General features: G+C 56.2%; 21 protein-coding genes and 1 tRNA gene. 14 read left to right on the top strand and 8 right to left on the bottom strand.

Annotation, left to right across the window (positions count from 1 at the left end):
• Positions 1-142: 142 nt before the first annotated feature.
• Both JTM80_RS14080 and JTM80_RS14085 read left to right on the top strand, forming a co-directional pair.
• Positions 143-742 carry a LuxR C-terminal-related transcriptional regulator gene (locus tag JTM80_RS14080; protein WP_205369640.1) on the top strand — a complete coding sequence of 200 codons (600 nt, stop codon included), beginning with the start codon at positions 143-145 and terminating at the stop codon, positions 740-742.
• 1,031 nt (positions 743-1,773) lie between these two features.
• On the top strand, positions 1,774-2,313 hold the full coding sequence (locus tag JTM80_RS14085) for a helix-turn-helix transcriptional regulator (RefSeq protein WP_172355615.1): 540 nt from the start codon (positions 1,774-1,776) through the stop codon (positions 2,311-2,313).
• A gap of 101 nt (positions 2,314-2,414) precedes the next feature.
• On the opposite strand, the gene JTM80_RS14090 is transcribed toward JTM80_RS14085, so the two are convergent.
• From JTM80_RS14090 to sufR, 3 genes are all read right to left on the bottom strand, one after another.
• A tRNA-Phe gene (locus tag JTM80_RS14090) sits at positions 2,415-2,487 on the bottom strand.
• Between the two features lie 144 nt (positions 2,488-2,631).
• A complete protein-coding gene (locus JTM80_RS14095; protein WP_225906634.1) occupies positions 2,632-3,093 on the bottom strand; it encodes a PPC domain-containing protein in 462 nt (153 codons plus the stop codon).
• A 305-nt stretch (positions 3,094-3,398) separates the two neighbouring features.
• The gene (gene sufR, locus JTM80_RS14100) at positions 3,399-4,046 is read right to left on the bottom strand and encodes an iron-sulfur cluster biosynthesis transcriptional regulator SufR (RefSeq protein WP_172355613.1); all 648 of its coding nucleotides are present in this window, start codon (positions 4,044-4,046) and stop codon (positions 3,399-3,401) included.
• 139 nt (positions 4,047-4,185) lie between these two features.
• Here sufR and JTM80_RS14105 point away from each other — a divergent pair, with 139 nt between their 5' ends.
• From JTM80_RS14105 to JTM80_RS14135, 7 genes are all read left to right on the top strand, one after another.
• On the top strand, positions 4,186-4,539 hold the full coding sequence (locus tag JTM80_RS14105) for a ferredoxin-thioredoxin reductase catalytic domain-containing protein (RefSeq protein ID WP_205369641.1): 354 nt from the start codon (positions 4,186-4,188) through the stop codon (positions 4,537-4,539).
• Positions 4,540-4,719: 180 nt separating this feature from the next.
• A complete protein-coding gene (gene sufB, locus JTM80_RS14110; RefSeq protein WP_205369642.1) occupies positions 4,720-6,156 on the top strand; it encodes a Fe-S cluster assembly protein SufB in 1,437 nt (478 codons plus the stop codon).
• A gap of 20 nt (positions 6,157-6,176) precedes the next feature.
• Positions 6,177-6,821, top strand: coding sequence for a restriction endonuclease subunit R (locus JTM80_RS14115; RefSeq protein ID WP_205369643.1), 645 nt, complete (start codon positions 6,177-6,179; stop codon positions 6,819-6,821).
• A gap of 133 nt (positions 6,822-6,954) precedes the next feature.
• Positions 6,955-7,734: a Fe-S cluster assembly ATPase SufC gene (sufC, locus tag JTM80_RS14120; RefSeq protein WP_172355605.1), complete on the top strand. Its 780-nt coding sequence runs from the start codon at positions 6,955-6,957 to the stop codon at positions 7,732-7,734.
• Positions 7,735-7,748: 14 nt separating this feature from the next.
• Entirely contained in the window at positions 7,749-9,104 is a 1,356-nt protein-coding gene (gene sufD, locus JTM80_RS14125; RefSeq protein ID WP_172355603.1) for a Fe-S cluster assembly protein SufD, read from the top strand.
• Between the two features lie 29 nt (positions 9,105-9,133).
• The gene (locus JTM80_RS14130; protein ID WP_205369644.1) at positions 9,134-10,396 is read left to right on the top strand and encodes a SufS family cysteine desulfurase; all 1,263 of its coding nucleotides are present in this window, start codon (positions 9,134-9,136) and stop codon (positions 10,394-10,396) included.
• A gap of 53 nt (positions 10,397-10,449) precedes the next feature.
• Positions 10,450-10,887, top strand: a complete 438-nt coding sequence (locus JTM80_RS14135; protein WP_172355599.1) for a peroxiredoxin — start codon at positions 10,450-10,452, stop codon at positions 10,885-10,887.
• Positions 10,888-11,073: 186 nt separating this feature from the next.
• Here the strand turns inward: JTM80_RS14135 and JTM80_RS14140 are convergent, their stop codons facing one another.
• Entirely contained in the window at positions 11,074-11,904 is an 831-nt protein-coding gene (locus JTM80_RS14140; protein ID WP_172355597.1) for a metallophosphoesterase, read from the bottom strand.
• Positions 11,905-12,289: 385 nt separating this feature from the next.
• Here JTM80_RS14140 and cofG point away from each other — a divergent pair, with 385 nt between their 5' ends.
• Positions 12,290-13,285: a 7,8-didemethyl-8-hydroxy-5-deazariboflavin synthase subunit CofG gene (gene cofG / locus JTM80_RS14145; protein ID WP_172358899.1), complete on the top strand. Its 996-nt coding sequence runs from the start codon at positions 12,290-12,292 to the stop codon at positions 13,283-13,285.
• On the opposite strand, the gene ribD is transcribed toward cofG, so the two are convergent.
• The gene (ribD, locus tag JTM80_RS14150) at positions 13,282-14,373 is read right to left on the bottom strand and encodes a bifunctional diaminohydroxyphosphoribosylaminopyrimidine deaminase/5-amino-6-(5-phosphoribosylamino)uracil reductase RibD (protein ID WP_172355595.1); all 1,092 of its coding nucleotides are present in this window, start codon (positions 14,371-14,373) and stop codon (positions 13,282-13,284) included. The two genes, cofG and ribD, sit on opposite strands and share 4 nt — an antisense overlap.
• Before the next feature lie 203 nt (positions 14,374-14,576).
• Complete coding sequence (locus tag JTM80_RS23500; RefSeq protein WP_315874814.1) at positions 14,577-14,789, bottom strand: FAD-dependent oxidoreductase; 213 nt, start codon at positions 14,787-14,789, stop codon at positions 14,577-14,579.
• Positions 14,790-15,013: 224 nt separating this feature from the next.
• Between JTM80_RS23500 and JTM80_RS14160 the strand changes: the two genes are divergently transcribed.
• Together JTM80_RS14160 and JTM80_RS14165 are read left to right on the top strand one after the other, a co-directional pair.
• Positions 15,014-15,319 carry a hypothetical protein gene (locus JTM80_RS14160; protein ID WP_172355593.1) on the top strand — a complete coding sequence of 102 codons (306 nt, stop codon included), beginning with the start codon at positions 15,014-15,016 and terminating at the stop codon, positions 15,317-15,319.
• A 132-nt stretch (positions 15,320-15,451) separates the two neighbouring features.
• The gene (locus tag JTM80_RS14165; protein ID WP_172355591.1) at positions 15,452-15,865 is read left to right on the top strand and encodes a secondary thiamine-phosphate synthase enzyme YjbQ; all 414 of its coding nucleotides are present in this window, start codon (positions 15,452-15,454) and stop codon (positions 15,863-15,865) included.
• A 50-nt stretch (positions 15,866-15,915) separates the two neighbouring features.
• Here JTM80_RS14165 and JTM80_RS14170 read toward each other — a convergent pair whose 3' ends face one another.
• Positions 15,916-17,208 carry a hydroxymethylglutaryl-CoA reductase gene (locus tag JTM80_RS14170; protein WP_172355589.1) on the bottom strand — a complete coding sequence of 431 codons (1,293 nt, stop codon included), beginning with the start codon at positions 17,206-17,208 and terminating at the stop codon, positions 15,916-15,918.
• 399 nt (positions 17,209-17,607) lie between these two features.
• Here JTM80_RS14170 and JTM80_RS14175 point away from each other — a divergent pair, with 399 nt between their 5' ends.
• Entirely contained in the window at positions 17,608-18,570 is a 963-nt protein-coding gene (locus tag JTM80_RS14175; protein WP_172355587.1) for a homogentisate phytyltransferase, read from the top strand.
• 296 nt (positions 18,571-18,866) lie between these two features.
• Here the strand turns inward: JTM80_RS14175 and JTM80_RS14180 are convergent, their stop codons facing one another.
• On the bottom strand, positions 18,867-19,109 hold the full coding sequence (locus JTM80_RS14180) for a hypothetical protein (protein ID WP_172353193.1): 243 nt from the start codon (positions 19,107-19,109) through the stop codon (positions 18,867-18,869).
• Between the two features lie 568 nt (positions 19,110-19,677).
• On the opposite strand from JTM80_RS14180, the gene ahcY reads away from it, so the two are divergent.
• Complete coding sequence (gene ahcY / locus JTM80_RS14185; RefSeq protein WP_172355585.1) at positions 19,678-20,952, top strand: adenosylhomocysteinase; 1,275 nt, start codon at positions 19,678-19,680, stop codon at positions 20,950-20,952.
• Positions 20,953-21,000 lie beyond the last annotated feature (48 nt).

The raw sequence follows: 21,000 nt of genomic DNA on the forward strand, positions 1-21,000 counted from the left end.
CTGTTAAACGCTACAGCACAGACAGTCGGTTCAAAATTGCTTGCATATTTGCAATCAAGGGCTTCCCAGAAAGTTGAGGTGTTGTGCTGTCTGGCGCTATTTCCAGCACCGTGATTTGAAAGTTTTCGGCAGATAGTCATAAATGATGCCCCCTAATATGACCCCCAATATGTTTCCCACCAAGCCTCCCACCAAGCCTCCCACCAAGCCTCCCATTACGCCCCCGATTTCGCTTTTTGAGAGCTTGTTAGACGGTGTTCTCATTGCAACGGAAACCGAGCTGATTGTTGCAAACGATGCCGCCCGACAGATTTGTACGGTGCTGTGGCATCGGGCCCAGTCTGAGCGGCGATCGCCCCTCCAAGTACCGACTGATATCTGGCAAGTGTGCCAGTTAGTCACGACTGGCCACGTTGACAAACTCACGGTTCAAGATGGCGAATATTTCGTGGAACCGCGCCAGCAAATTCGGATGCGATCGCACTGGATGACCCTAGCTGAGGGCGATCGCCCTTATCTGCTGGTGATTCTGGAAGACCAGGACAGCCTGCGCCGCCGAGCCGCCCGCGCCGAAGCCCGTCGCTTTCGTCTCACCCGACGCGAAACAGAAATTTGGGAACTGCACCGCGCTGGCCACAGCCGCCAGGAAATTGCCGACCTCTGCTACATCACGCTGGAAACCGTGAAAAAACACCTGAAAAGCGTCCGCGCCAAAATCGAACCCTGGGAAGCAGCAGGCTGATCTCAATTTTGGATTTTAGATTTTGGTTAGTGTCCTTAGTTTTTCGCCACCTCAATCTGGCAACTGCTGAAACCCTTACAGCATGGTTGTTCTTGATTGGTCATTGTGAGGGTGGCGAATAAATCGGGACACTAACGATTTTGGATTTTGGATTGCCAGTCATGCATCTGCGGGGCTTCTGGCAATTTCTTTCGTACAATTCGGCTCCCCTTCTCCCAAAAAGGGAGAAGGGGCTGGGGGATGAGGGCAAACTTGCACAACTGGGATGCGCCCCTTTCGTAGACCCTCAGAAACACTGATAGGAAAGAGTAAAAAGCCTCTGGCATATCTGGAGCTTTACGCCCTTTTGCAGACCAATCACCCACTGAAGCTTAACCCCAGCCTAACCCCAAAAATCACTGCGTAAAACCTGGAAGCAGAGCCGATAACTGCAATAGCTCTACCCAATCAACTCGGCATTTGGAATGATTTCGCGTCCGGATTGCGTCTTGCTCTATTGTCTGCCTGGATGCCGTTGCGATCGCCCTCAGGATTCTCTCAGGGGGCGCGATGGCGCACCGCTGAGCAAGGTGTTTTCGGCGGTGTGCCATCGCACCTGTACAATCCGCAGTGCTGTGCGCGACACCGCCGAACAGTTCCAGTTTGTTTCAGCAACCAATCTCTCGTGTGGCAACTTAGTTAAGCGCTCAGTTAAACGCTCAACCTATGATTTTCCATCATCCACACGCCCCATCCGGAGCAGCAGTTTGGATAGTGGCACAGTGCCACTTCTGAACACAAGATCGGTGGATTTCAATCGGGGTACAGCATTTTTGAAGCGGTGGGATGCATCAATCGCACTCCGAAGCCCAAACGTAGAGCGATTCAGATAGCGCTCACCTAGCGAGAAAATGCTGCGACCTCAACGAATGACTCTGACGTTTATGCTTTGCCCCAAAGCTCCGCCAGAGCAATCAGCCAGGAACCTATGAATCAGGGAAACTGACTTTTTCATTCGCCGAGGCAAATGCAGTGTATTTTGGAAAGCCCCCATGAACAGCAACTTTTTACTGCAAGCGATTTTCGAGAGCTTTATCGATGGTGTGCTGATTGTGAGCGATCGCGGCGAGGTCATCTACGCCAATCGCTCAGCCCATGAAATTTGCCGAATGTTATCGTCTGATGGGTTGAAAACTATGCGCTTGCCTAACCAGATCTGGCGCATTTGCCAAATGCTGGTGAATAACCGAGCGCTACACCAGGATACGACCGTGATTCTAGAAGACGAAATCCTCACCAGCAACAACAATCCTTTGCGAGTTCGGGTGGAGTGGATCTCGCTGGAATCAGTAGAGCGGCCGTGCCTGCGCGTGACGATCGAGGACCGGATGCAGTCTGCCCGCAAACGGGCGATCGCCGAACGAGAGCGCTATGGACTGACGGAACGTGAGGCAGAGGTCTGGCTGTTGCGCCATCTAAACTGGACCTATAAGGCGATCGCCGCCAATCTGCACATCACCGTAGACACCGTGAAAAAGCATGTCCGCAATATCTACGCCAAGCGCGAAGCCTTCGAGTGGGCGCAAGAATAGCAGCGGACAGAATCCACTTCAGTAATCAAACCTTCCTGATGCGCCGGGTGCCCCTCAAAAGGCACCCGTTTCTTGAAACTAAAAACTTGCAATCTAAAAAATGCCAGGAGGCGGACTTGAACCGCCGACACGAGGATTTTCAGTCCTCTGCTCTACCAACTGAGCTATCCCGGCAGATAAAGCTTTCTAGAGGCTTGGAGCAACCCAAACGCCTTTGGAAAACTTCAGCGCTTAATCAAGCTAACAGACTTTGAGAGATCTTGGCAACCCCTTTTGAGGGGCGATCGCCATTTTCTCTGTCTTTAACCTCCAGCATGGCTAGATGGGGCGTAGCCGAGTCACCTTTAGCGTAAACCGCCCACTGCCCTGGCCGCCGTAGGGACGCACCCGCAGAATGTAATTGCCGTCTTGAGTAATCCGCATAAACAGCAGCGAATTCGTGGTTCCATCGGGGCCGTCATCATTTTCGCCAATGGTGGTGCCATCGGGCGCAATCAGCGTAATGATGGTATCGAATTCGTCGGAGAGCAGATCCATCACCACTTGGTCGCCCTTTTGAAAAGTTACAACGTAATCGCGGGCAAAGCCCCCAAACCCAGTCGGAATATCCTTGTCCGAAAGGGTGTCCGTCACCTCGTTGCTAGAAGGCAGAGGGATGGGGTTATACATCGTCCTGCCTTGTTGGGTGGCGCTCTGGGCGTAGGCTGGTGTTCCCAGTCCGATCAGGAGAGAAGCCACAGACAGGAGCAAGGAGGCATTGAGCGAGCGAAAGTGCATCATGAGTAAGGTGAGTGGTTGAAAGAGGGGAGACGAGTAGGCAATGCAGACCTGGGCAAGACCGAAGGCGAGTGAGATTTTGCCTCGGAAGAGTTTCGTTCATTATGCCCCAACTCTTTACACAAAGCGTCAGGCTTAACAACCCTGCAACAGTCAGGAAAGCACGTCGTGAGGCATACAGGCAGAAGGGCGATCGCCCAGCCAGTTTGCTCTATCAAAACCATTGATGCATTATCACCACCGATGCATTATCACCAATGCATTGTGGAAAGATGCATTGTGAAAAGATGCATTGCGGAAACCGAGCGCTACTGCGCCTGAATCAGGTAGCCGCAGCGATGTTCTCCATTGGCTAACCAGTGCGTTCGCTGAACGCGACAGTCTCCCAGCGCCATCTCAAACATTTCTAGCTCATGACCACACACGCTAGGAAACGACTCAGCAATGTGCGAAATAGCACAGTTATATTCCGTAATAATGAACTGCGGCTCTGCCCCGTCTTCAGGTTCAACAAAGTGCCACTCGGCCATGTAGCCTTCGGCTTTTCGCAGATCAACCAGCCGCATGACTCGCTCTTGCAGCGTGCCCGCACCGACCTGCTTGCGATATTCCAGGGCTTTTTGTTCCCACTGCTTGCGAAGAATGGACCCCATCTGGTCGGGGCCGACGGTTTCCGCCAGAGTCGTCAGCAAGGACACGGCAAACTCGTCGTAGCGCTCAGGCAGGCGATCGCGCCCCTCTCGACTCAGCCTATACAGATAGTTGGGGCGACCCATTCCTACCTGCATAGCCTCGTGTTCCACCAAACCCTCATCCGTCAAATCCTTTAGATGACGGCGTATCGCCTGGGGGCTGATTCCGAAATGCTCTGCCAAAGCCTGAGCGCTCACCTGCCCCTGCTTAGCGAGGTAATGCAGAATGTCTTGCTTGGTGGACGGTTGCTGAGTTGCGGTCATCGTCCCTCAAAAGCGTCAAAACGCCTTAGAATTAACTTTGACAACTGAAGTGTTGCTAAAGTACCCTTACAATAGAATTAAAGCAACTCTCAAGTTGTTTTAATTATAGGCATGAATCGTTCGCGCTGTCGCCCTACTCATGGAAAAACCAACTCAGGCTTCGGAAAAGAATCTGGAACTTATGCGGAGCTTCGCAGAAAGCTACGCAAAGCGCACTGGCACCTACTTTTGCGTTGATCCAGGCGTTACGGCAGTGGTCATCGAAGGCCTCGCCAAGCACAAAGACGACCTAGGCGCGCCCCTCTGCCCCTGCCGCCACTACGAAGATAAAGAAGCCGAAGCGGCCGCAGCCTATTGGAACTGCCCCTGCGTCCCCATGCGCGAACGCAAAGAATGTCACTGTATGCTCTTTCTCACCCCCGACAACGACTTTGCAGGCGAAAAGCAGGAAATTAGCCTCGACGAAATCCGCGGAGTTACCAGCCAGTATTAGAAGTCAAGTCTAGGGAACCGGAGCAGCCATTGCAGAAGCATTTCATCACAGATGCATTTGGCCTATGCGGTTCCCTATTCCAACTGGTTCTCTCCTCCAAGCTGAATCTAAGTCAGTGCCCAATTCCTTCCCTTCGCGCCTAGTCCTCAACTCCAAACCCCCAATCCCTTAACCCTCAAAATGTCTACCTCTGTCAAATCTCTTGTAAATCAGCCCTACAAATACGGCTTTGTCACCGAGATTGAGTCCGACACTATTCCGCGTGGGCTAAGCGAAGACGTGGTGCGGCTCATCTCTGCTAAAAAGAACGAGCCAGAATTCATGCTGGAGTTTCGCATCAAGGCCTATCGCCAGTGGCTCAAAATGGAGGAACCCAACTGGGCTGCGGTGGGATATCCGCCGATCGACTATCAGAGCATCGTCTACTATTCCGCGCCCAAGCAGGCAAAAAAACTCAACAGCCTGGAAGAAGTCGATCCGACGCTGCTGGAAACCTTTGAAAAGCTGGGCATTCCACTTTCGGAGCAGAAGCGACTGTCCAACGTGGCGGTGGATGCCATCTTCGACAGCGTTTCAGTTGCCACGACCTTCCGCGAAAAGCTGGCGAAGGAGGGGGTCATCTTCTGCTCTATCTCGGAAGCGATGCGTGAGTGTCCGGATCTGATTCAGAAGTATCTGGGCAGCGTTGTTCCGGTTGCAGACAATTACTTTGCTGCGCTCAATTCAGCGGTGTTTTCCGACGGATCGTTCGTCTACATTCCCAAGGGCGTTCACTGTCCGATGGAGCTTTCGACCTACTTCCGGATTAACAATGGTGAATCCGGACAGTTCGAGCGGACGCTGATTGTCGCAGAAGAAAGCAGCTACGTTAGCTATCTGGAAGGCTGTACCGCGCCGATGTTCGATACGAACCAACTCCATGCCGCTGTGGTGGAATTAGTCGCACTGGACAATGCCGAAATCAAGTATTCCACCGTGCAAAACTGGTACGCCGGAGACGAAAACGGCAAGGGCGGCATCTATAACTTTGTGACGAAGCGCGGCCTGTGTCAGGGCGTGAATTCCAAGATCTCGTGGACGCAAGTCGAAACGGGGTCTGCCATCACCTGGAAATATCCAAGCTGCGTGCTAGTGGGCGATAACTCCGTGGGCGAGTTCTACTCCGTTGCCCTGACCAACAACATGCAGCAAGCCGACACGGGGACCAAGATGGTGCATGTTGGCAAAAACACCCGCAGCACGATTATTTCCAAGGGCATTTCCGCAGGCAAGTCAAAGAACAGCTATCGCGGGCTGGTGAAGATTGGCCCCAAGGCAGACGGCGCACGCAACTATTCCCAGTGTGACTCGATGCTGATTGGCGACACTGCTGGCGCAAACACCTTCCCCTATATCCAAGTGCAAAATAACACGGCACGGGTGGAACACGAAGCGTCTACGTCCAAGATTGGCGAAGACCAATTATTTTACTTGCAGCAGCGCGGCATTTCCGTTGAGGATGCCATCTCCATGATGATCAGCGGCTTCTGCAAGGACGTGTTTAACCAACTGCCGATGGAATTTGCAGTGGAGGCCGATCGCCTCTTGGCGCTAAAGCTCGAAGGCAGCGTTGGGTAGTTTAGGAGCCTGATGGAGTCATGGTGCAAACTCGCCAAGCTAGAGCAACTGACCTGCAAACGCTGACTCACAACTTTGGGTTGTCGTTAGTTGAGGATGAGTCATTTTTCTGGGAATGGAGAGTTGATTTACCAGAAATCACAGAATCTGAGCGGCAATTTCTAGATCGGTTGCGTGCAGGATGTCTGAATCTGCTCGAAAGTCCTCCCTTTTTGGAGAGAGCGGTGCAGATGGCAGTGCTTGGGCCCATGCTCTTTTTGGCTGGCTTTTATCTACCCCCATTCCATATTCGGGCTGAGAAATCTGTAGAGATTTCGGCAGAAGATGACGGCTTAGTCGTGAAGGGACAAATTGATGTCTTACTGCTGAAGGAACAGTTTTGGACGCTGGTCATCGAGTCTAAAGAGTTTTCTTTTGCGCCCGAGGTAGGATTGGCGCAGCTTCTTACCTACATGCTGGCGAGTCTCAATTCCGATAGGTCGTGCTTTGGATTGATTGCGACAGGCGGTGCTTTTTTGTTTGTGAAGCTTGTCCGGCGTGGCGGTATAGATTCTCTTGAAGAAAAACAGACTCAGTATGCGTTGTCTGACCAGTTTGCGACCCGAAACCGAGTCAATGGAATTTATGATGCTTACAAAGTTCTGAAGCGAATTGGACAACTCTGAATCGATATCTGAATCAATAGTCCATAGTCGATATCAGTATTAGATCTGAGTTGATAACTTTGAGTCGATAGCTTTAAGTCAATAGCTTTGAGTCAATAACGGAGAGCGCAGCGTAAGAGAGGAAATCTAATCCATGATTGGTAGTAACGATGTGATTTTATCGGTGAAGGATCTCAGGGCTGAGGTGGACGGCACGGAGATTCTGAAGGGTGTGGATTTGGAAATTCGGGCGGGCGAAATTCACGCCATTATGGGGCTGAATGGCTCTGGAAAAAGCACCTTTTCTAAGGTGGTTGCTGGACATCCGGACTATGAAGTAACGGGTGGCGAGGTGATTTACCTGGGGCAGAATTTGCTGGAGATGGAACCTGAAGCGCGATCGCGCTCTGGTATTTTCCTCGCTTTCCAGTATCCGCTGGAGATTCCCGGTGTGAGCAATCTGGACTTTTTGCGCGTCGCCTACAACGCCAAGCGCAAGCACCAGGGGCTAGAAGAACTGGATGCCTTTGATTTCGACGAACTGGTGCGCGAAAAGCTGGACGTAGTAAAGATGGACGCATCTTTTCTCAGCCGCAGCGTGAACGAGGGCTTTTCGGGTGGCGAGAAGAAGCGCAACGAAATCCTGCAAATGGCCCTGCTGGAGCCGAAGCTGGCGATTTTAGACGAAACGGATTCGGGACTGGACATTGACGCGCTGAAGGTGGTGGCGGATGGCGTAAACCAGCTTGCGAACGCTGAGAACGCCATGCTGGTGATTACGCACTATCAACGCCTGCTGAACTACATCGTGCCCGACTATGTGCATGTGATGGCGAATGGTCGAATTATCCGCACCGGCACGAAGGAACTGGCGCTGGAGCTAGAGGAGCGCGGCTATGAGTGGGTGCTGGAAGACGCGACGGTGAAGGCATAGGGGGCGATCGCACGATGACAGTCCAAGTTTCCCCAGAGGTGAATACACCCATATCACAGGCTGCTGCTCTGCGGGCCGAGTTTCTTCAGCACTTGCGGCAGTTGGCGCAGGCGATTCCGTCTCGGATTGCATCCCTAGAGCCACTGCGGAATCGCGCTCTGGGTCAGCTTCAGGAGCAGGAGTTTCCGACTAACCGCGATGAGGAATGGCGGTTCAACGACTTGTCGGCGCTGCTTAGCCTGAAGCTGACGACGGCTGAGACGAACCCCGTTGTTCAGCTGGATGACCTAGAAGCGTTTTTCATGCCGGAAACCGCCAGCCGCCGCCTAGTCTTCGTCAACGGCGTGTATTCCGAGAGCCTGTCGGCGCTGGGAGACTTGCCATCGGGCGTGACGGTGGCCAACTTGGCAGGGCTGGATGCTGCTTGGACAGAACGACTCCAGCCTTACCTGGCGCAGCAGCCCAACGCCGAGGAGCTATTTACCACGCTGAACACTGCTGGCTTGAGCGATGTGGCGGTTGTGTTTGTGCCCAAGAACGTGGAAGCCGCAGAACCGATTCGGCTGTTGTTTGTCTCCACCGCAGCAGACCCGCCGACCTTCAGCCAGCCCCGCGTGCTGGTGATCGCCGAGGCGAATAGCTCGATCACGCTGCTGGAAGATTATCTGGCGATCGCCGACGGAGCCGACGATTCTTACTTCGTCAACCCTGTTACCGAAATCTGGCTGGGCGACAACGCCTCGGTGAACCACACCCGCCTCCAGCGCGACAGCCGAACCGCGGTTCACATTGGCAAAACCGCCGTCTCCCTGAAGCGCAGCGCCCGATACACCTGCAATGCCCTCAGCCTGGGGGCAGCCCTGTCGCGCCATCACCTAGAGGTGCATCCCACGGGCGACCAGGCCGAGGTGACGCTAAACGGACTGACCGTGGCCACGGGCGACCAGGAAAGCGACCTGCACAGCGCGATCGCCCTCCGCCAGCCCCACTGCACCACGCGCCAGTTGCAGAAAAACATCGTGGGCGATCGCGCTCATGTCATCTTCAACGGCAAAGTCTTCGTGCCGCAAGCCGCGCAGCTTACCGATGCTGGACAATTGAACCGCAACTTGCTGCTGTCGTCCAAAGCGCGGATTGACACCAAGCCCCAGCTTGAAATCGTCGCCGACAACGTAAAATGCACCCACGGCGCAACCGTTAGCCAGCTTGAGGCCGACGAAGTATTTTACCTGCAAAGCCGGGGTATTGATGCCGCCAGCGCCCAGCAGTTGCTGATATACGCCTTTGCCTACGAAATTTTAGAGAAGATTCCCATTGCCTCGCTGCGGGAGTCGCTTGCCTCCTCACCCCTCTTTTGCCCAAACTCCTAGTTCCAGACCCCTAATCCCAAACCCCTGCCATGACCCTCGCCCAAGAACGCACCCTTGCTACCAAAGTCCGCGCCGACTTCCCCATCCTGCAACAGGACATTCACGGGAAGCCGCTGGTTTACTTTGACAACGCCGCCACGTCGCAAAAGCCGCTGGCGGTGCTGAATGCGCTGGAGGACTATTACAAACGCTATAACTCCAACGTGCATCGCGGCGTGCATACCCTCAGCGGGCTGGCCACCGATGCCTACGAGGGGGCGCGAGATAAGGTGCAGCGGTTTGTGAACGCCGCCCAACGCGAAGAAATCATTTACACGCGCAATGCCAGCGAAGCCATCAACCTCGTTGCCTACGCTTGGGGCATGAACACGCTGCAACCGGGGGACGAAATCATCCTGACGGTGATGGAACACCACAGCAACCTGATTCCCTGGCAACTGGTGGCGCAAAAGACCGGGGCAGTGCTGAAGTTTGTGCGGCTGACGGAGACGGAGGAGTTTGACTTCGAGCATTACCAATCGCTGCTGTCGGACAAAACCAGGCTAGTGTCGGTGGTGCATGTGTCTAACACGCTGGGCTGCATCAACCCTGTGACGGACATCACCGCCGCTGCCCATCGGGTCGGCGCGAAGGTGCTGATCGATGCCTGCCAGAGCGTTCCCCACATGCCGATTGACGTGCAGGCGATGGATTGCGACTGGCTGGTGGCTTCGGGCCACAAGATGTGTGCGCCTACGGGCATTGGTTTCCTCTACGGCAAGAAGGAGGTGCTGCGGGCAATGCCGCCGTTTTTGGGGGGCGGCGAGATGATTGCCGATGTGTTCCTCGACCACGCCACCTATGCTGACATTCCCCACAAATTTGAGGCGGGAACGCCGGCCATTGCAGAGGCGATCGCCCTCGGTGCGGCCGTCGATTACCTAAGCGCCATCGGCATGGACAAAATTCACGCCTACGAAGCCGACCTCACCGCCTACCTGTTCCAGCGGCTGGCGGAACTGCCCGAAGTCCGCACCTACGGCCCCCAGCCCGATGTCCGTGGTGAAGGCCACGCTGCCCTGGCCGCCTTTACTACGGGCGCGGTGCATCCCCACGACCTGTCCACCATTCTTGACCAGGCAGGCATCGCCATCCGCGCCGGACACCACTGCACCCAGCCGCTGCACCGTGAGGTCAAAGCCCAATCCACTGCCCGCGCCAGCCTTTACTTTTACAACACCAAGGAAGAAATCGACACCTTCATTGCGTCGCTGAAGGAGGCGATCGAGTTTTTTGGCAGTGTGTTTGGATAAGCCACTTTACCTTTACAATCTGTAACGGAGTGTACGCTTAAAGGATTTTTGGTATGGCTCTTTCTGTTGGCGCTCACGCCCCCGGCTTCACGGTCAAAGATACGAACGGCAACACGGTGTCTCTGGCAGACTATGCAGGCAAGACCGTCGTGCTGTATTTCTACCCCAAGGACGACACCCCCGGCTGCACCAAGGAGGCGTGCAGCTTCCGTGACTCCTATAGCGCCTACCAGGGCAAAGATATCGTGGTGCTTGGCGTGAGCCGCGATGACGAAGCCTCGCACCAGGCCTTTACGCAAAAGTTCAACCTGCCCTTCCCGCTGCTGGCAGACGTGGACGGCATCTTGACCAGCGCCTACGATGTAGACGGCGGCGGCTATTCCAAGCGCGTGACCTATGTGATCGACGGTGAAGGTAAGATTGCCAAGGTGTACGATTCGGTAAAGACCGAAACCCACGCAACGGATATCCTCGCAGATTTGGGACTGTAATCCCGCTGACTTCTCGCTGACATCTCGCTGACATGTCAGTTTTCATGATTAAGGCGATCGCCCAGAGTGCTGCTTGGTGTAGGGTGAGGGATCTCGGAGCTTGCTCTCATCCGTTGCCTCTCGTGAGCAGCACTTTGCGCTTTGGTGGTCTTGTTTTGATTTCAGATTGCTTCGATTCAGCATTCCTCAAAACGGGCGGAGGGTGAGCAGCGTCACCTCTGGCGGGCAGAGAAAGCGACCGGGTAAGTAAGTGCCCAGACCTCGATTCACATAAAGCTGATTGCGTCCGACCGAATGCAATCCCTGGGCCCAGGCCCAATGGCGGACGACGCGGGCACAGGCGCTATTGCCAAAGGGCAGCCAGCGGCGAACAGCGCAGGGCAGCTTGGCGCAGAGGTCAAAATACAACTGCTGGGGCGATTGCACGCCAGGAATCACGATCTGCCCGCCGTGGGTGTGGCCCGAAAGCTGCAAGTCTACGCGATAGTTGGCCAACTCTGCTGCACTGTCGGGATTGTGCGACAGCACCAGGCGCGGCCTGTCGGACGGCAGCGATTCCAGCACCTTGGGTGAAAACGCCTTCGACCAAAAATCCGCCAGCCCCACCAGCGGCAGGGCATCCCCCAGCGGATAGGCAATCTGGTTTCGCAGCACCTCGATGCCGGCCGCAGTGAGCGTGCGAGTAATATAATCCGCCGCGCCGAGCCGATAGGAATCGTGATTTCCCAGCACCGCAAAGCGTCCTAGTCGGCTGTGCAGCACCTTGAGATGTTTGGATAGCGGCTCGATGGGGCTGGGGTCGTGGGTGACAAAATCGCCCGTCAGCGCCACTAGGTCTGGCTGGAGGCGGTTCACAAGGGCGATCGCCTCTTCTAGCAATTCATCCGACAGGCCCAGCCCGTCGTAGTGAAAGTCGGAAAGCTGGGCAATTCGTAGCCCGTCGCAGGAGGGCGGCAGGTCGGCGATGCGAACGGTGACGCTTTCGAGGGTGAGTGGGCCCGTGAGCAGGGGGTGCATTGTGGGAAAAGGGTTTATATCAGGGCAATGGGAGGATTAGGACAGGAGCAGATTCGGTTAATGCTGAAATTAATAATGCTGTTAACGCTGACACTTAAGAGGGTGTTTGAAAAGGTATCGCCTGTAATGTTAAGCACTCAGAGATCCCCCCTCGCCCCCCTTAAAAAGGGGGGAAGCCGCCTTAAAGTCCCCCTTTTTAAGAGGGATTTAGGGGGATCTTGTTTCAGGGGGATTTAGGGGGATCTTGCACGCTTTGTTACAAACAGTAGGACTTTTCAAACATCCTCTAACGCTGACACTTAACGCTGACACTGCCGCACGATGGGTCATGTCCACAGTATTGCAAACTTCATCTGGATCAACCTCCCTGCCAGCGTCCGTCCAAATGCGCCGCGTCACCTATAGCCCGTCCTACACGCTCGTTCCGACCTACGAATGCTTTAATCGCTGCACCTACTGCAACTTTCGCGCCGAGCCGGGAACCGATCGGTGGCTGTCGCTGGAACAGGCAGAATTCAGGCTGCGATCGCTCCCCAGTGGCTCCGTCATCGAAGCGCTGGTGCTGAGCGGCGAGGTGCATCCCAAAAGTCATCGCCGGACTGCCTGGTTTCGGCGAATTTATGACCTGTGCGACCTGGCGCTGCGGCTGGGCTTTTTGCCGCACACCAACGCTGGCCCGCTGAGCTATGAGGAACTGGCGCAGTTGAAGCGGGTGAACGCCTCGATGGGGCTAATGCTGGAGCAGGTCACGCCCGCCCTGATGCAGACCGTCCATCGCCATGCACCCAGCAAGCAGCCAGAAGTCCGCTTGCAACAGCTTGAGTGGGCGGGAGAACTGCGGATTCCCTTTACCACGGGGCTGCTGCTGGGGATTGGCGAAACGGCGGCCGACTGGGTAGACACGTTGACGGCGATCGCCCGCCTCCATCGCCGCTATGGGCATATTCAGGAGGTGATCTTGCAGCCCCACAGCCCCGGTTCCTCGCAGACCGAAATCGGCGAACCCTTTGCGCCGGAACGGTTGACAGAGACCGTGGCGATCGCCCGCCAGATCCTCCCTGCTGACATCGCCCTCCAAATTCCCCCCAATCTTGTGTCGCCCCAAACCCTGCTGGACTGCCTCGCCGCCGGAGCCACCGACCTCGGCGGCATCAGCCCCATTGATGAAGTGAATCCTGACTACGCCCATCCGCAAGCCGATGCATTAGCCGCACAGATTCGGCCCGGAGGCTGGCGACTCGTACCCCGCTTGCCCGTGTATCCGCAATACGACGACTGGCTGTATTCAGCGATTCGAGAACGGGTGCAGGGCTTCAGGGAGTGGATTTCAGAAACCGGGCAGCTTGAGCCGGAATCCGGAGAGCATGACGCTGACCGTTAACGCTGCAAATAGCCCTCGATCAGCAGGTCTGGCCCGATCGCCCGCCACTGGACGCGCTCCAGGGCGATCGCCTCGGTCATCAGGGTCAAACCCAGATCGCCGACGGGAGACGGAGCCGCTGCGCCACCAATGATTTTGGGTGCGATAAAGGCGAGGACTTTTTGGATAGACCCATCGGCGATCGCCCTTGCCGCCAGCGTGCCGCCGCATTCCCACAGCACAGCCATTGCGCCGCGCGTGTAGAGATTTGCCATGACCGCTGCGGGCGTTAACTCCGCTTGCTCTACCACCTCCACGCCAAGTTTTTGCAAGTGCTGCTGAACGTCGGGATTTGCGCCCGTTTCGGTGAAAACGACGGTGGGCGTTTCGTCGGTCTGCCAGAGCTTTGCGTCGGCGGGCAAATCGAGATGGCGGCTCATCACCACCCGCAGCGGATTGTGGCCCTGTCCGTGGCTGGTCAGCAGCGGGTTGTCGCGGCGCACCGTGTTGCCGCCTACGACCACGGCATCGCATCCGGCCCGCAGGTCGTGAACCAACTGGCGCGAGGCGGGCGATGTGACCCACGCGCTATGGCCCGTCGTCGTGGCGATTTTGCCATCCAGCGTCATGGCATATTTCAAAATGCCCAGGGGCTTTTGGTGCGTCATGCGGTAGACAAAGGGTTCGTTGAGCGCCTGACAAGCCGCTTCCTCTACGCCCACCGTGACGGCAATGCCCGCAGCCCGCAGCTTTTCTAGCCCGCGCCCCGCCACCTGCGGATTGGGATCGACCATGCCCACCACCACCCGCGCCACTCCCGCCGCAATCAGCGCATCGGCACAGGGCGGCGTGCGGCCAAAGTGGCTACACGGCTCCAGGTTGACGTAAACCGTTGCACCCGCAGCGCGATCGCCCGCTTCTCGCAGCGCGAATACTTCGGCGTGGGGCTGCCCCGCCTGCGGGTGAAAGCCTTCGCCCACGATTTGCCCGTCTTTGACCACCACCGCGCCCACCATCGGGTTTGGAGCCGTCTGGCCACGGGCCCGCTGGGCTAGCTCCAAACAGCGACGCATCATCGGGCAATCGCCCTCGTCCCGATTCAATGCCATGCTCCAATCAGCGCGTAAGGTCGATTCCCAAAATTCTCTAAAATCGGCTCTAGAAGAGAACCATGTCGCCCTCGATCATCGTCTAATGGGCGGCAGTGTTTACTAGTTCCTCCCGCAGGAAAACGGTGAACGATCGATCCCAGAAGGGGCCTAGGCAAGTTTAGGCGGCGATCGCCTGCTGCGTTTCTAGGCTAGCGCGGCGGCTACACAATTCGCCCAGCGCCAGCGAATCGTAAATCGTAGTAGCGCCGCAGAGTAGCGCCGCAGATCAGTGCTGATTTTACCCATAAATAAGGTCGAGTTGTTCTGCTTCGGTCAGGCTGCCCCACCCGCATTGCGCCCAGTTCCCTGTGCGTACTGTTGTTGAATCTGTAAGTGTAGATTCGCTGGCCGACGCGATCGCTCGCCTCTAGCACTGCCTTAACTCGATGCCCACATTCTGCAAGTTCGTAAGCCGCCAGCCCAGCGATGAATATCAGTCCCGTTCAGTCCTAATTTGTGTCATTACTTGTGTCACTCTTTATGGCACTTGTGTCACTCTTTATGGCACCGCAAAATTTGTGTCACTGCAAACACTGCTCAATCTTTCCACTTTGGGTCAAAATGGTTCGCGTTGCTTCTGACGAATTTTTGACGATTCATGAACGTCGTCCAGTCCACCTTCGCCAAGCCGCTGCCCTGCTCAGACCTGTCTGCTGAGTCGGAGGTGCTGTATCCCCAGCCGTTTTGCCCAGAGGCGATCGCCCCCCATCGCCGCACCCCGTTCGACTGGGTGGTGAACCTGATGGCGATCGCCCTTGTCGCCGCCGTCTTTCTCAGTGCCCTGCTGCAATTCGTCTTCCTGGCGCTGGGTGTGGTCTTGCTCACTGTTGCCTTCTACGCCCTGTGTCGGCTGATCTGGCGGCTCTACGTCTGGCAATCTCGCAAATTCCACGCCGATTCCTGATTCCTAACTCCGCCTCAACATAAATCCGCCTTAACATAAATCCGTCTCAGCATAAATCCGCCTTAACATAAATCCGTCTCAACATAAATCCGTCTCAACATAAATCCGCCTCCACAGAACTCCGCCTCGACCATGCAGCACCAGCAAATTCTCCGCATCTCCACCCAAGGCAAAACGCTGCAAAAAGTCACGGCTCAGGTGGCGCAGGTCGTCGCCGAGTCGGGCATTCGCACCGGACTATGCAATCTGTTCCTGCGCCACACTTCTGCCAGCCTAATCATTCAGGAAAATGCTGATCCAGACGTGTTGCGGGATCTAGAAACCTTTCTGTCAAAACTGGTTCCCGAAGGCTATCAATACATTCACAGCGCCGAAGGGCCGGACGACATGCCCGCCCACATCCGCACCGTGCTAACCCATACCTCCGAACAAATCCCTGTAGGTAACGGTCGGCTCTTGTTGGGAACCTGGCAGAGCATCTACATCTGGGAACACCGCCGCCACAGTCATACGCGGGAGTTGGTAGTGCATGTCTGGGGAGAGTGAGGGTTGGGTGTTGGCGGAGGAGCGAAGAAAGTAAAAACCACCCCATCCCTTCATGCTCGCTCTCCCTCTCCGCTCCCCTTTCGTCGGGCCCGCCGCTCATGGGCGCGGGTAAACTCACCGGAGGTCAGCGCGCCGATGATCGAAAGTTCGCCCGCCAGCAGCAGTCCGGCGCAAACTTCGGCAAAGGCGCGGGCGTGACCACTACCAGCCAGTCCTAGCAGGGTTAGACACGCCTGCTGGCTAGGCAGGCCCGTGCCGCCGCCGACCGTGCCCACCACGAGATTCGGCAGGGTCACAGCGGCATAGAGGGAACCATCGGGTGTGACTTCAAACCGGGTGACACCCACAGCAGACTCGGCGACGCAGGCGACATCCTGGCCGCAGGCGAGATAGAGGGCGGCGAGGCCGTTGGCGTAGTGCCCCTGCACGCCGATAGTGCCCGTCAGCGTGCCTGCCAGGGCCGACATCCGCCAATAGTCCACCATTTGGGCGGGCGTGGCGTGCAGGCATTTTGCGACCAGATCGGCGGGCAGTGTGGCCTCAGCGGTGACTTTCTTGCCGCGCACCGACAGAAACGACTGGGCGCTGGCTTTCTTGTCGCCCGACAGGTTGGCTTCTACGAAGGCATACTGCGGCTGGATTGGCGCGTGCTGCTGAATGTAGTCACAAATGGCCTGGGTGGCGATGGTGACCATGTTTTGCCCGGAGGCATCGCCCGTGGTGAACTGGAAGTCGAGGTAGACGTGGTTGCCCTCGACGGTTACCCGCAGGTCGATCAGCTTGCCGTGGCGCGTGGTGGCTTCGGCGACTTGGCGGAAGGTGTCTTGCTGGGCGATCGCCCACATGACAAACTTGCCTGCATCGACCAAATTGGCAAAGGCAAAGCCCGGAGCGCGACCCAGACCCTCATTGAGCAGCAGTGTAGTGCAGCCGCCTGCCGCCGTTAGCAGGTGTGCCCCCCGGCTATAGGAGGCAACCAGCGCCGCTTCCGTCGTTGCCAGGGGCACGTAGTAATCGCCCTGGGCAAACAGGCCATTCACCCGCAGCGGCCCGGCAATACCGACAGGAACCTTGACCGTGCCGATGAAGTTCTCAATGTTGTTGCGGTAAGCCTGCATCTGCTCAGCTGTTTGCGGATCGAGCAGGGCAGCTTGCAGATTCTCTGCTGCGCCCAGGGCCTTCCAGCGGCGATCGACGGCAGCAGGCGTAATCCGCGACCCGCCAGGAAACTGGGGCGGCGGCTCCTGGGGCTTGGGCTGGAGGGCTTGCTCAAGCTGAGGAACGGTGCGCGACTGGAGCAGTTGCGCGAGGTGCTGGCCGGCGTGCTGGGCGTAGGTAGACATGGATGGCGGTGAGAGCGCGAGTTGAGAGTAGGAGGGCTGAGGGATTTAGGCTCGGCGGCTTCGAGCGGGTCAGTCCTGACTTGGCTCTGTCTTTGTGAACCCTAACCCCTTGATTCCCAGGTTATGCAGCAAATTTGCAAGTCGGGAAAAAGCGGGTCAGTTTTTCGGACTGGCCACGGGACTTTTGGGCAGGGAACGTGCGATCGCCCAACAGGTGAACTATCCTAAGTCCTGGCAGGATTTCCCGTATTTCCACTGATCCGCTGACCGAGGATCGGCACGGTGGAGGCGGGAGTTCAATGTTTTGCATGATTGCATGATCTGTTGCACCAGATGTTGCACCAGATGTTGCACCGGATCATGCACCAGCTATACCTATACACGCTTAGTGAATTTCTAATGGATGATCGTTCGCCTAAGTCAGCTTCTACTGCATCTACTGCGCTCTACGCTTTTTGGAAATTTTCTCGACCCCATACGATTATCGGGACAACGCTCAGCGTGGCAGGAATTTTTGCGATCGCCCGCTCTCAGGTTGCCCAACCGTTCAGTGCCTCGTGGGAAGCCGTGGCGATTCGCGAAGCGATCCCTATAGGAATTGCCCTCTTCGCCTGTCTCTGCGGTAATGTCTACATCGTCGGGCTAAACCAGCTTGAGGATGTGGATATTGACCGGGTCAACAAGCCACACCTGCCGCTGGCATCGGGCGAGTTTTCGCGGCAGCAGGGCTGGGCAATCGTGGCAATTTGTGGGCTGCTGGCGTTGATGCTGGCGGCAGGGGGTGGGCCCTGGCTGCTGGCGACGGTCGGACTCAGCCTGCTGATTGGCACAGCCTACTCATTGCCGCCCATCCGTCTGAAGCGGTTTCCTGTGTGGGCCTCGCTGTGTATCTTCACGGTGCGCGGCGCAATTGTAAACCTGGGGCTGTTTCTGCACTTTAGCAGCGTGCTGGGGCTGCCCAGCGGCATCCCGGCAGAAGTTTGGGCACTGACGCTGTTCATTCTGGGCTTCACGGGGGCGATCGCCCTCTGCAAAGACATTCCCGACCTAGAGGGCGATCGCCGCTACCACATCCGCACCTTTGCCCTCAGTCTGGGCAAGCGCCCCGTGTTTCGCATCGTGCTGGGACTGATCAGCGCTTGCTATGGGGGCATCATTGTGGCTGCACCTGCTCTGTCTCGCGCCTCTACGGGCTGGCTGATAGCGACGCACGGACTGGCGCTGGCGGCCCTCTGGTGGCAACAGCGACAGGTCAATCTAGACGACCGCAGGGCGATCGCCCAGTTCTATCAGTTCATCTGGAAGCTGTTTTTCCTGGAGTATCTGATCTTTCCCATAGCCCTCTGGCTCAGCAAGCCCTAGAGCGCGGCATTAATTCCGATACGTTAACTTCAGAAGCCTTGAGGAATCAGCCGTATCGCGCCCGTCCAAACAAATCAGGCTAGGGGCTGAACCTTCCAAGTAACCAGATGTTGAGTAGACATGCTAGGTAGACCATTGATGACAGCCCCTAGCCTCTGCGCCTGACGAGTGCTTTACAAGTGCTTCATTTAGGACTTATGCAGCTCGATGATTTCTCGCGGGCTGCGCCCGCGAGAAATCGCCCAAAACCCAGCAAACTTATTGCAAGAGCGTAAGTCCTGTCATTATTTGGGTCATTATTTGGGCTGTAGGGGATGGTGGCGATTCCAAATGGATGACTCGGTAACTGTCGGTACGGTGACCGTCGGTGCTTGGATGGTTCGAGTCGGCAGCGACGATGGCGGAATCGGGGTTGAAAAATAGGCGATCGCTGCCACAGGAACAACCAGCGTCAACACGGCGATGAAAGTGCCTGCAATCTCAGCAGCGCGGTAAAGCGGGGTTTCAGGAGAGGTGTCGTTTCGACTACCAGGTTCCATAAATTGATGATTTAGAACTCGACAAACAGCCTAAAACCCTCAGTAGACCTAGAGTTCAAGCTTTGAAGCTACAGAACTCGAGTCCAGGTTTGGGCTGGCGCTGGGAAACGGAGAAGCCCCCAGATTTCCTGCAACTCCAGGAAAACCAGAGCGCTGACCTGACGCTTACCCAGCTTAATGGGAAAGAGCGATTGAACACGCTGCCCTTAAGTATCATCATATCCGAAACTTTCATAAGAGAAAGTTATTGAAGCTACTTAAACCAATTAATGCTGCTAGTATTTGCAGTCATCCTCCAGACTAAGCTGCCCGAAGACGGCAGTAAAACGTAAACCAAAGCTAGCAGCCTGTCTGCACTTGCCCATCTATTTTCACCATGCTGCATAGCGTATCTACTTAATACAACGACGGAAATACGGATTCCCGATAGTAGTTTTTAAGGCTTCTCTACCCGCGCAAGCCTCTTCTGCTCCAACTTCCGCGCCAACTTTTTAGGTGTTCGGGGTCAAGAGCGTTAAGATCGTCCTGGCATAAATTTCTACATGCAAACCCTCAACCTCGAACCTCAATGACCACGACAACTCAGGTAAAACACGAAGTCAAAGATCTGTCCCTGGCAAGCCTGGGGAAACAGCGCATTGAGTGGGCCGGACGGGAAATGCCCGTGCTGCGCCAGATTCAAGACCGCTTTGTTGCTGAAAAGCCGCTGGCAGGAATTCGTCTCGTCGCCTGCTGCCACGTCACCACGGAAACAGCTCATCTGGCGATCGCCCTCAAAAATGCCGGAGCCGATGCCCTGCTCATTGCCAGCAACCCCCTGTCTACGCAGGACGACGTGGCCGCTAGCCTGGTAGCCGACTACGGCATCCCCGTCTTTGCCATCAAGGGCGAAGACAACGCCACCTACCATCGCCATGTGCAGACCGCGCTGGATCACCGCCCTAACCTGATCATCGACGATGGCAGCGATGTAGTGGCCACGCTGATTCAGGAGCGTCAGGATCAAATCGCTGACCTGATCGGCACCACGGAAGAAACCACAACGGGCATCGTCCGCCTGCAAGCGATGCTGCGGGATGGCGTGCTGACCTTCCCTGCGATGAACGTCAACGATGCCGACACCAAGCATTTCTTTGATAACCGCTACGGCACAGGCCAATCCACGCTGGATGGCATCATCCGCGCCACAAACATCCTGCTGGCAGGCAAAACGGTCGTTGTGGCAGGCTACGGCTGGTGCGGCAAGGGCACGGCGCTGCGGGCACGGGGCATGGGCGCAAACGTGATCGTCACCGAAATTGACCCCATTAAGGCGCTAGAGGCCGTGATGGATGGCTTCCGGGTGGTGCCAATGGCGATCGCCGCTCCCCAGGGTGATCTATTCATTACCGTCACGGGCAACAAGCACGTCATTCGTGGAGAACACTTCGACCGCATGAAGGACGGGGCGATCGTCTGCAACTCTGGTCACTTCGACATTGAGATTGATCTAGTCGCCCTGAAGGAACGCGCCGCCGAAGTGAAAACTGTCCGCCCCTTCACCGAAGAATACAAGCTTGCCAGCGGTAAATCGGTCGTCGTACTGGGCGAAGGTCGCCTGGTCAACCTGGCCGCTGCCGAAGGTCACCCCAGCGCCGTGATGGATATGAGCTTTGCCAACCAGGCCCTCGCCTGCGAATACCTGGTGAAAAACAAGGGCAAGCTTTCGCCCGGATTGCACTCGATTCCTCAGGAAATTGATGCAGAGATCGCCCGCCTGAAGCTGCAAGCAATGGGCATTGCCATCGACGCGCTCACCCCTGAGCAGATTGAGTACATTAACTCCTGGACCTCCGGCACTTAGGCCTTAAAGACCTAAGTTTAGTTCCTGTTTCGGGTGCATCCCATCCGA

The sequence above is a fragment of the Thermoleptolyngbya sp. PKUAC-SCTB121 genome (assembly GCF_016919485.1).
Classification (GTDB): domain Bacteria; phylum Cyanobacteriota; class Cyanobacteriia; order Elainellales; family Elainellaceae; genus Thermoleptolyngbya; species Thermoleptolyngbya sichuanensis.

Bases quoted from the DNA above. Each gene is read 5' to 3' on its own strand.
- JTM80_RS14180 (WP_172353193.1), bottom strand. From the start codon at position 19,109: ATGGAACCTGGTAGTCGAAACGACACCTCTCCTGAAACCCCGCTTTAC.
- ribD (WP_172355595.1), bottom strand. From the start codon at position 14,373: ATGGCATTGAATCGGGACGAGGGCGATTGCCCGATGATGCGTCGCTGT.
- sufR (WP_172355613.1), bottom strand. From the start codon at position 4,046: ATGACCGCAACTCAGCAACCGTCCACCAAGCAAGACATTCTGCATTAC.
- JTM80_RS14160 (WP_172355593.1), top strand. From the start codon at position 15,014: ATGAACGTCGTCCAGTCCACCTTCGCCAAGCCGCTGCCCTGCTCAGAC.
- JTM80_RS14095 (WP_225906634.1), bottom strand. From the start codon at position 3,093: ATGATGCACTTTCGCTCGCTCAATGCCTCCTTGCTCCTGTCTGTGGCT.
- JTM80_RS14080 (WP_205369640.1), top strand. From the start codon at position 143: ATGATGCCCCCTAATATGACCCCCAATATGTTTCCCACCAAGCCTCCC.
- cofG (WP_172358899.1), top strand. From the start codon at position 12,290: ATGCGCCGCGTCACCTATAGCCCGTCCTACACGCTCGTTCCGACCTAC.
- JTM80_RS14130 (WP_205369644.1), top strand. From the start codon at position 9,134: ATGACCCTCGCCCAAGAACGCACCCTTGCTACCAAAGTCCGCGCCGAC.
- JTM80_RS14165 (WP_172355591.1), top strand. From the start codon at position 15,452: ATGCAGCACCAGCAAATTCTCCGCATCTCCACCCAAGGCAAAACGCTG.
- JTM80_RS14170 (WP_172355589.1), bottom strand. From the start codon at position 17,208: ATGTCTACCTACGCCCAGCACGCCGGCCAGCACCTCGCGCAACTGCTC.
- sufC (WP_172355605.1), top strand. From the start codon at position 6,955: ATGATTGGTAGTAACGATGTGATTTTATCGGTGAAGGATCTCAGGGCT.
- JTM80_RS14135 (WP_172355599.1), top strand. From the start codon at position 10,450: ATGGCTCTTTCTGTTGGCGCTCACGCCCCCGGCTTCACGGTCAAAGAT.
- ahcY (WP_172355585.1), top strand. From the start codon at position 19,678: ATGACCACGACAACTCAGGTAAAACACGAAGTCAAAGATCTGTCCCTG.
- sufB (WP_205369642.1), top strand. From the start codon at position 4,720: ATGTCTACCTCTGTCAAATCTCTTGTAAATCAGCCCTACAAATACGGC.
- sufD (WP_172355603.1), top strand. From the start codon at position 7,749: ATGACAGTCCAAGTTTCCCCAGAGGTGAATACACCCATATCACAGGCT.
- JTM80_RS14085 (WP_172355615.1), top strand. From the start codon at position 1,774: ATGAACAGCAACTTTTTACTGCAAGCGATTTTCGAGAGCTTTATCGAT.
- JTM80_RS14105 (WP_205369641.1), top strand. From the start codon at position 4,186: ATGGAAAAACCAACTCAGGCTTCGGAAAAGAATCTGGAACTTATGCGG.
- JTM80_RS14140 (WP_172355597.1), bottom strand. From the start codon at position 11,904: ATGCACCCCCTGCTCACGGGCCCACTCACCCTCGAAAGCGTCACCGTT.
- JTM80_RS14175 (WP_172355587.1), top strand. From the start codon at position 17,608: ATGGATGATCGTTCGCCTAAGTCAGCTTCTACTGCATCTACTGCGCTC.
- JTM80_RS14115 (WP_205369643.1), top strand. From the start codon at position 6,177: ATGGTGCAAACTCGCCAAGCTAGAGCAACTGACCTGCAAACGCTGACT.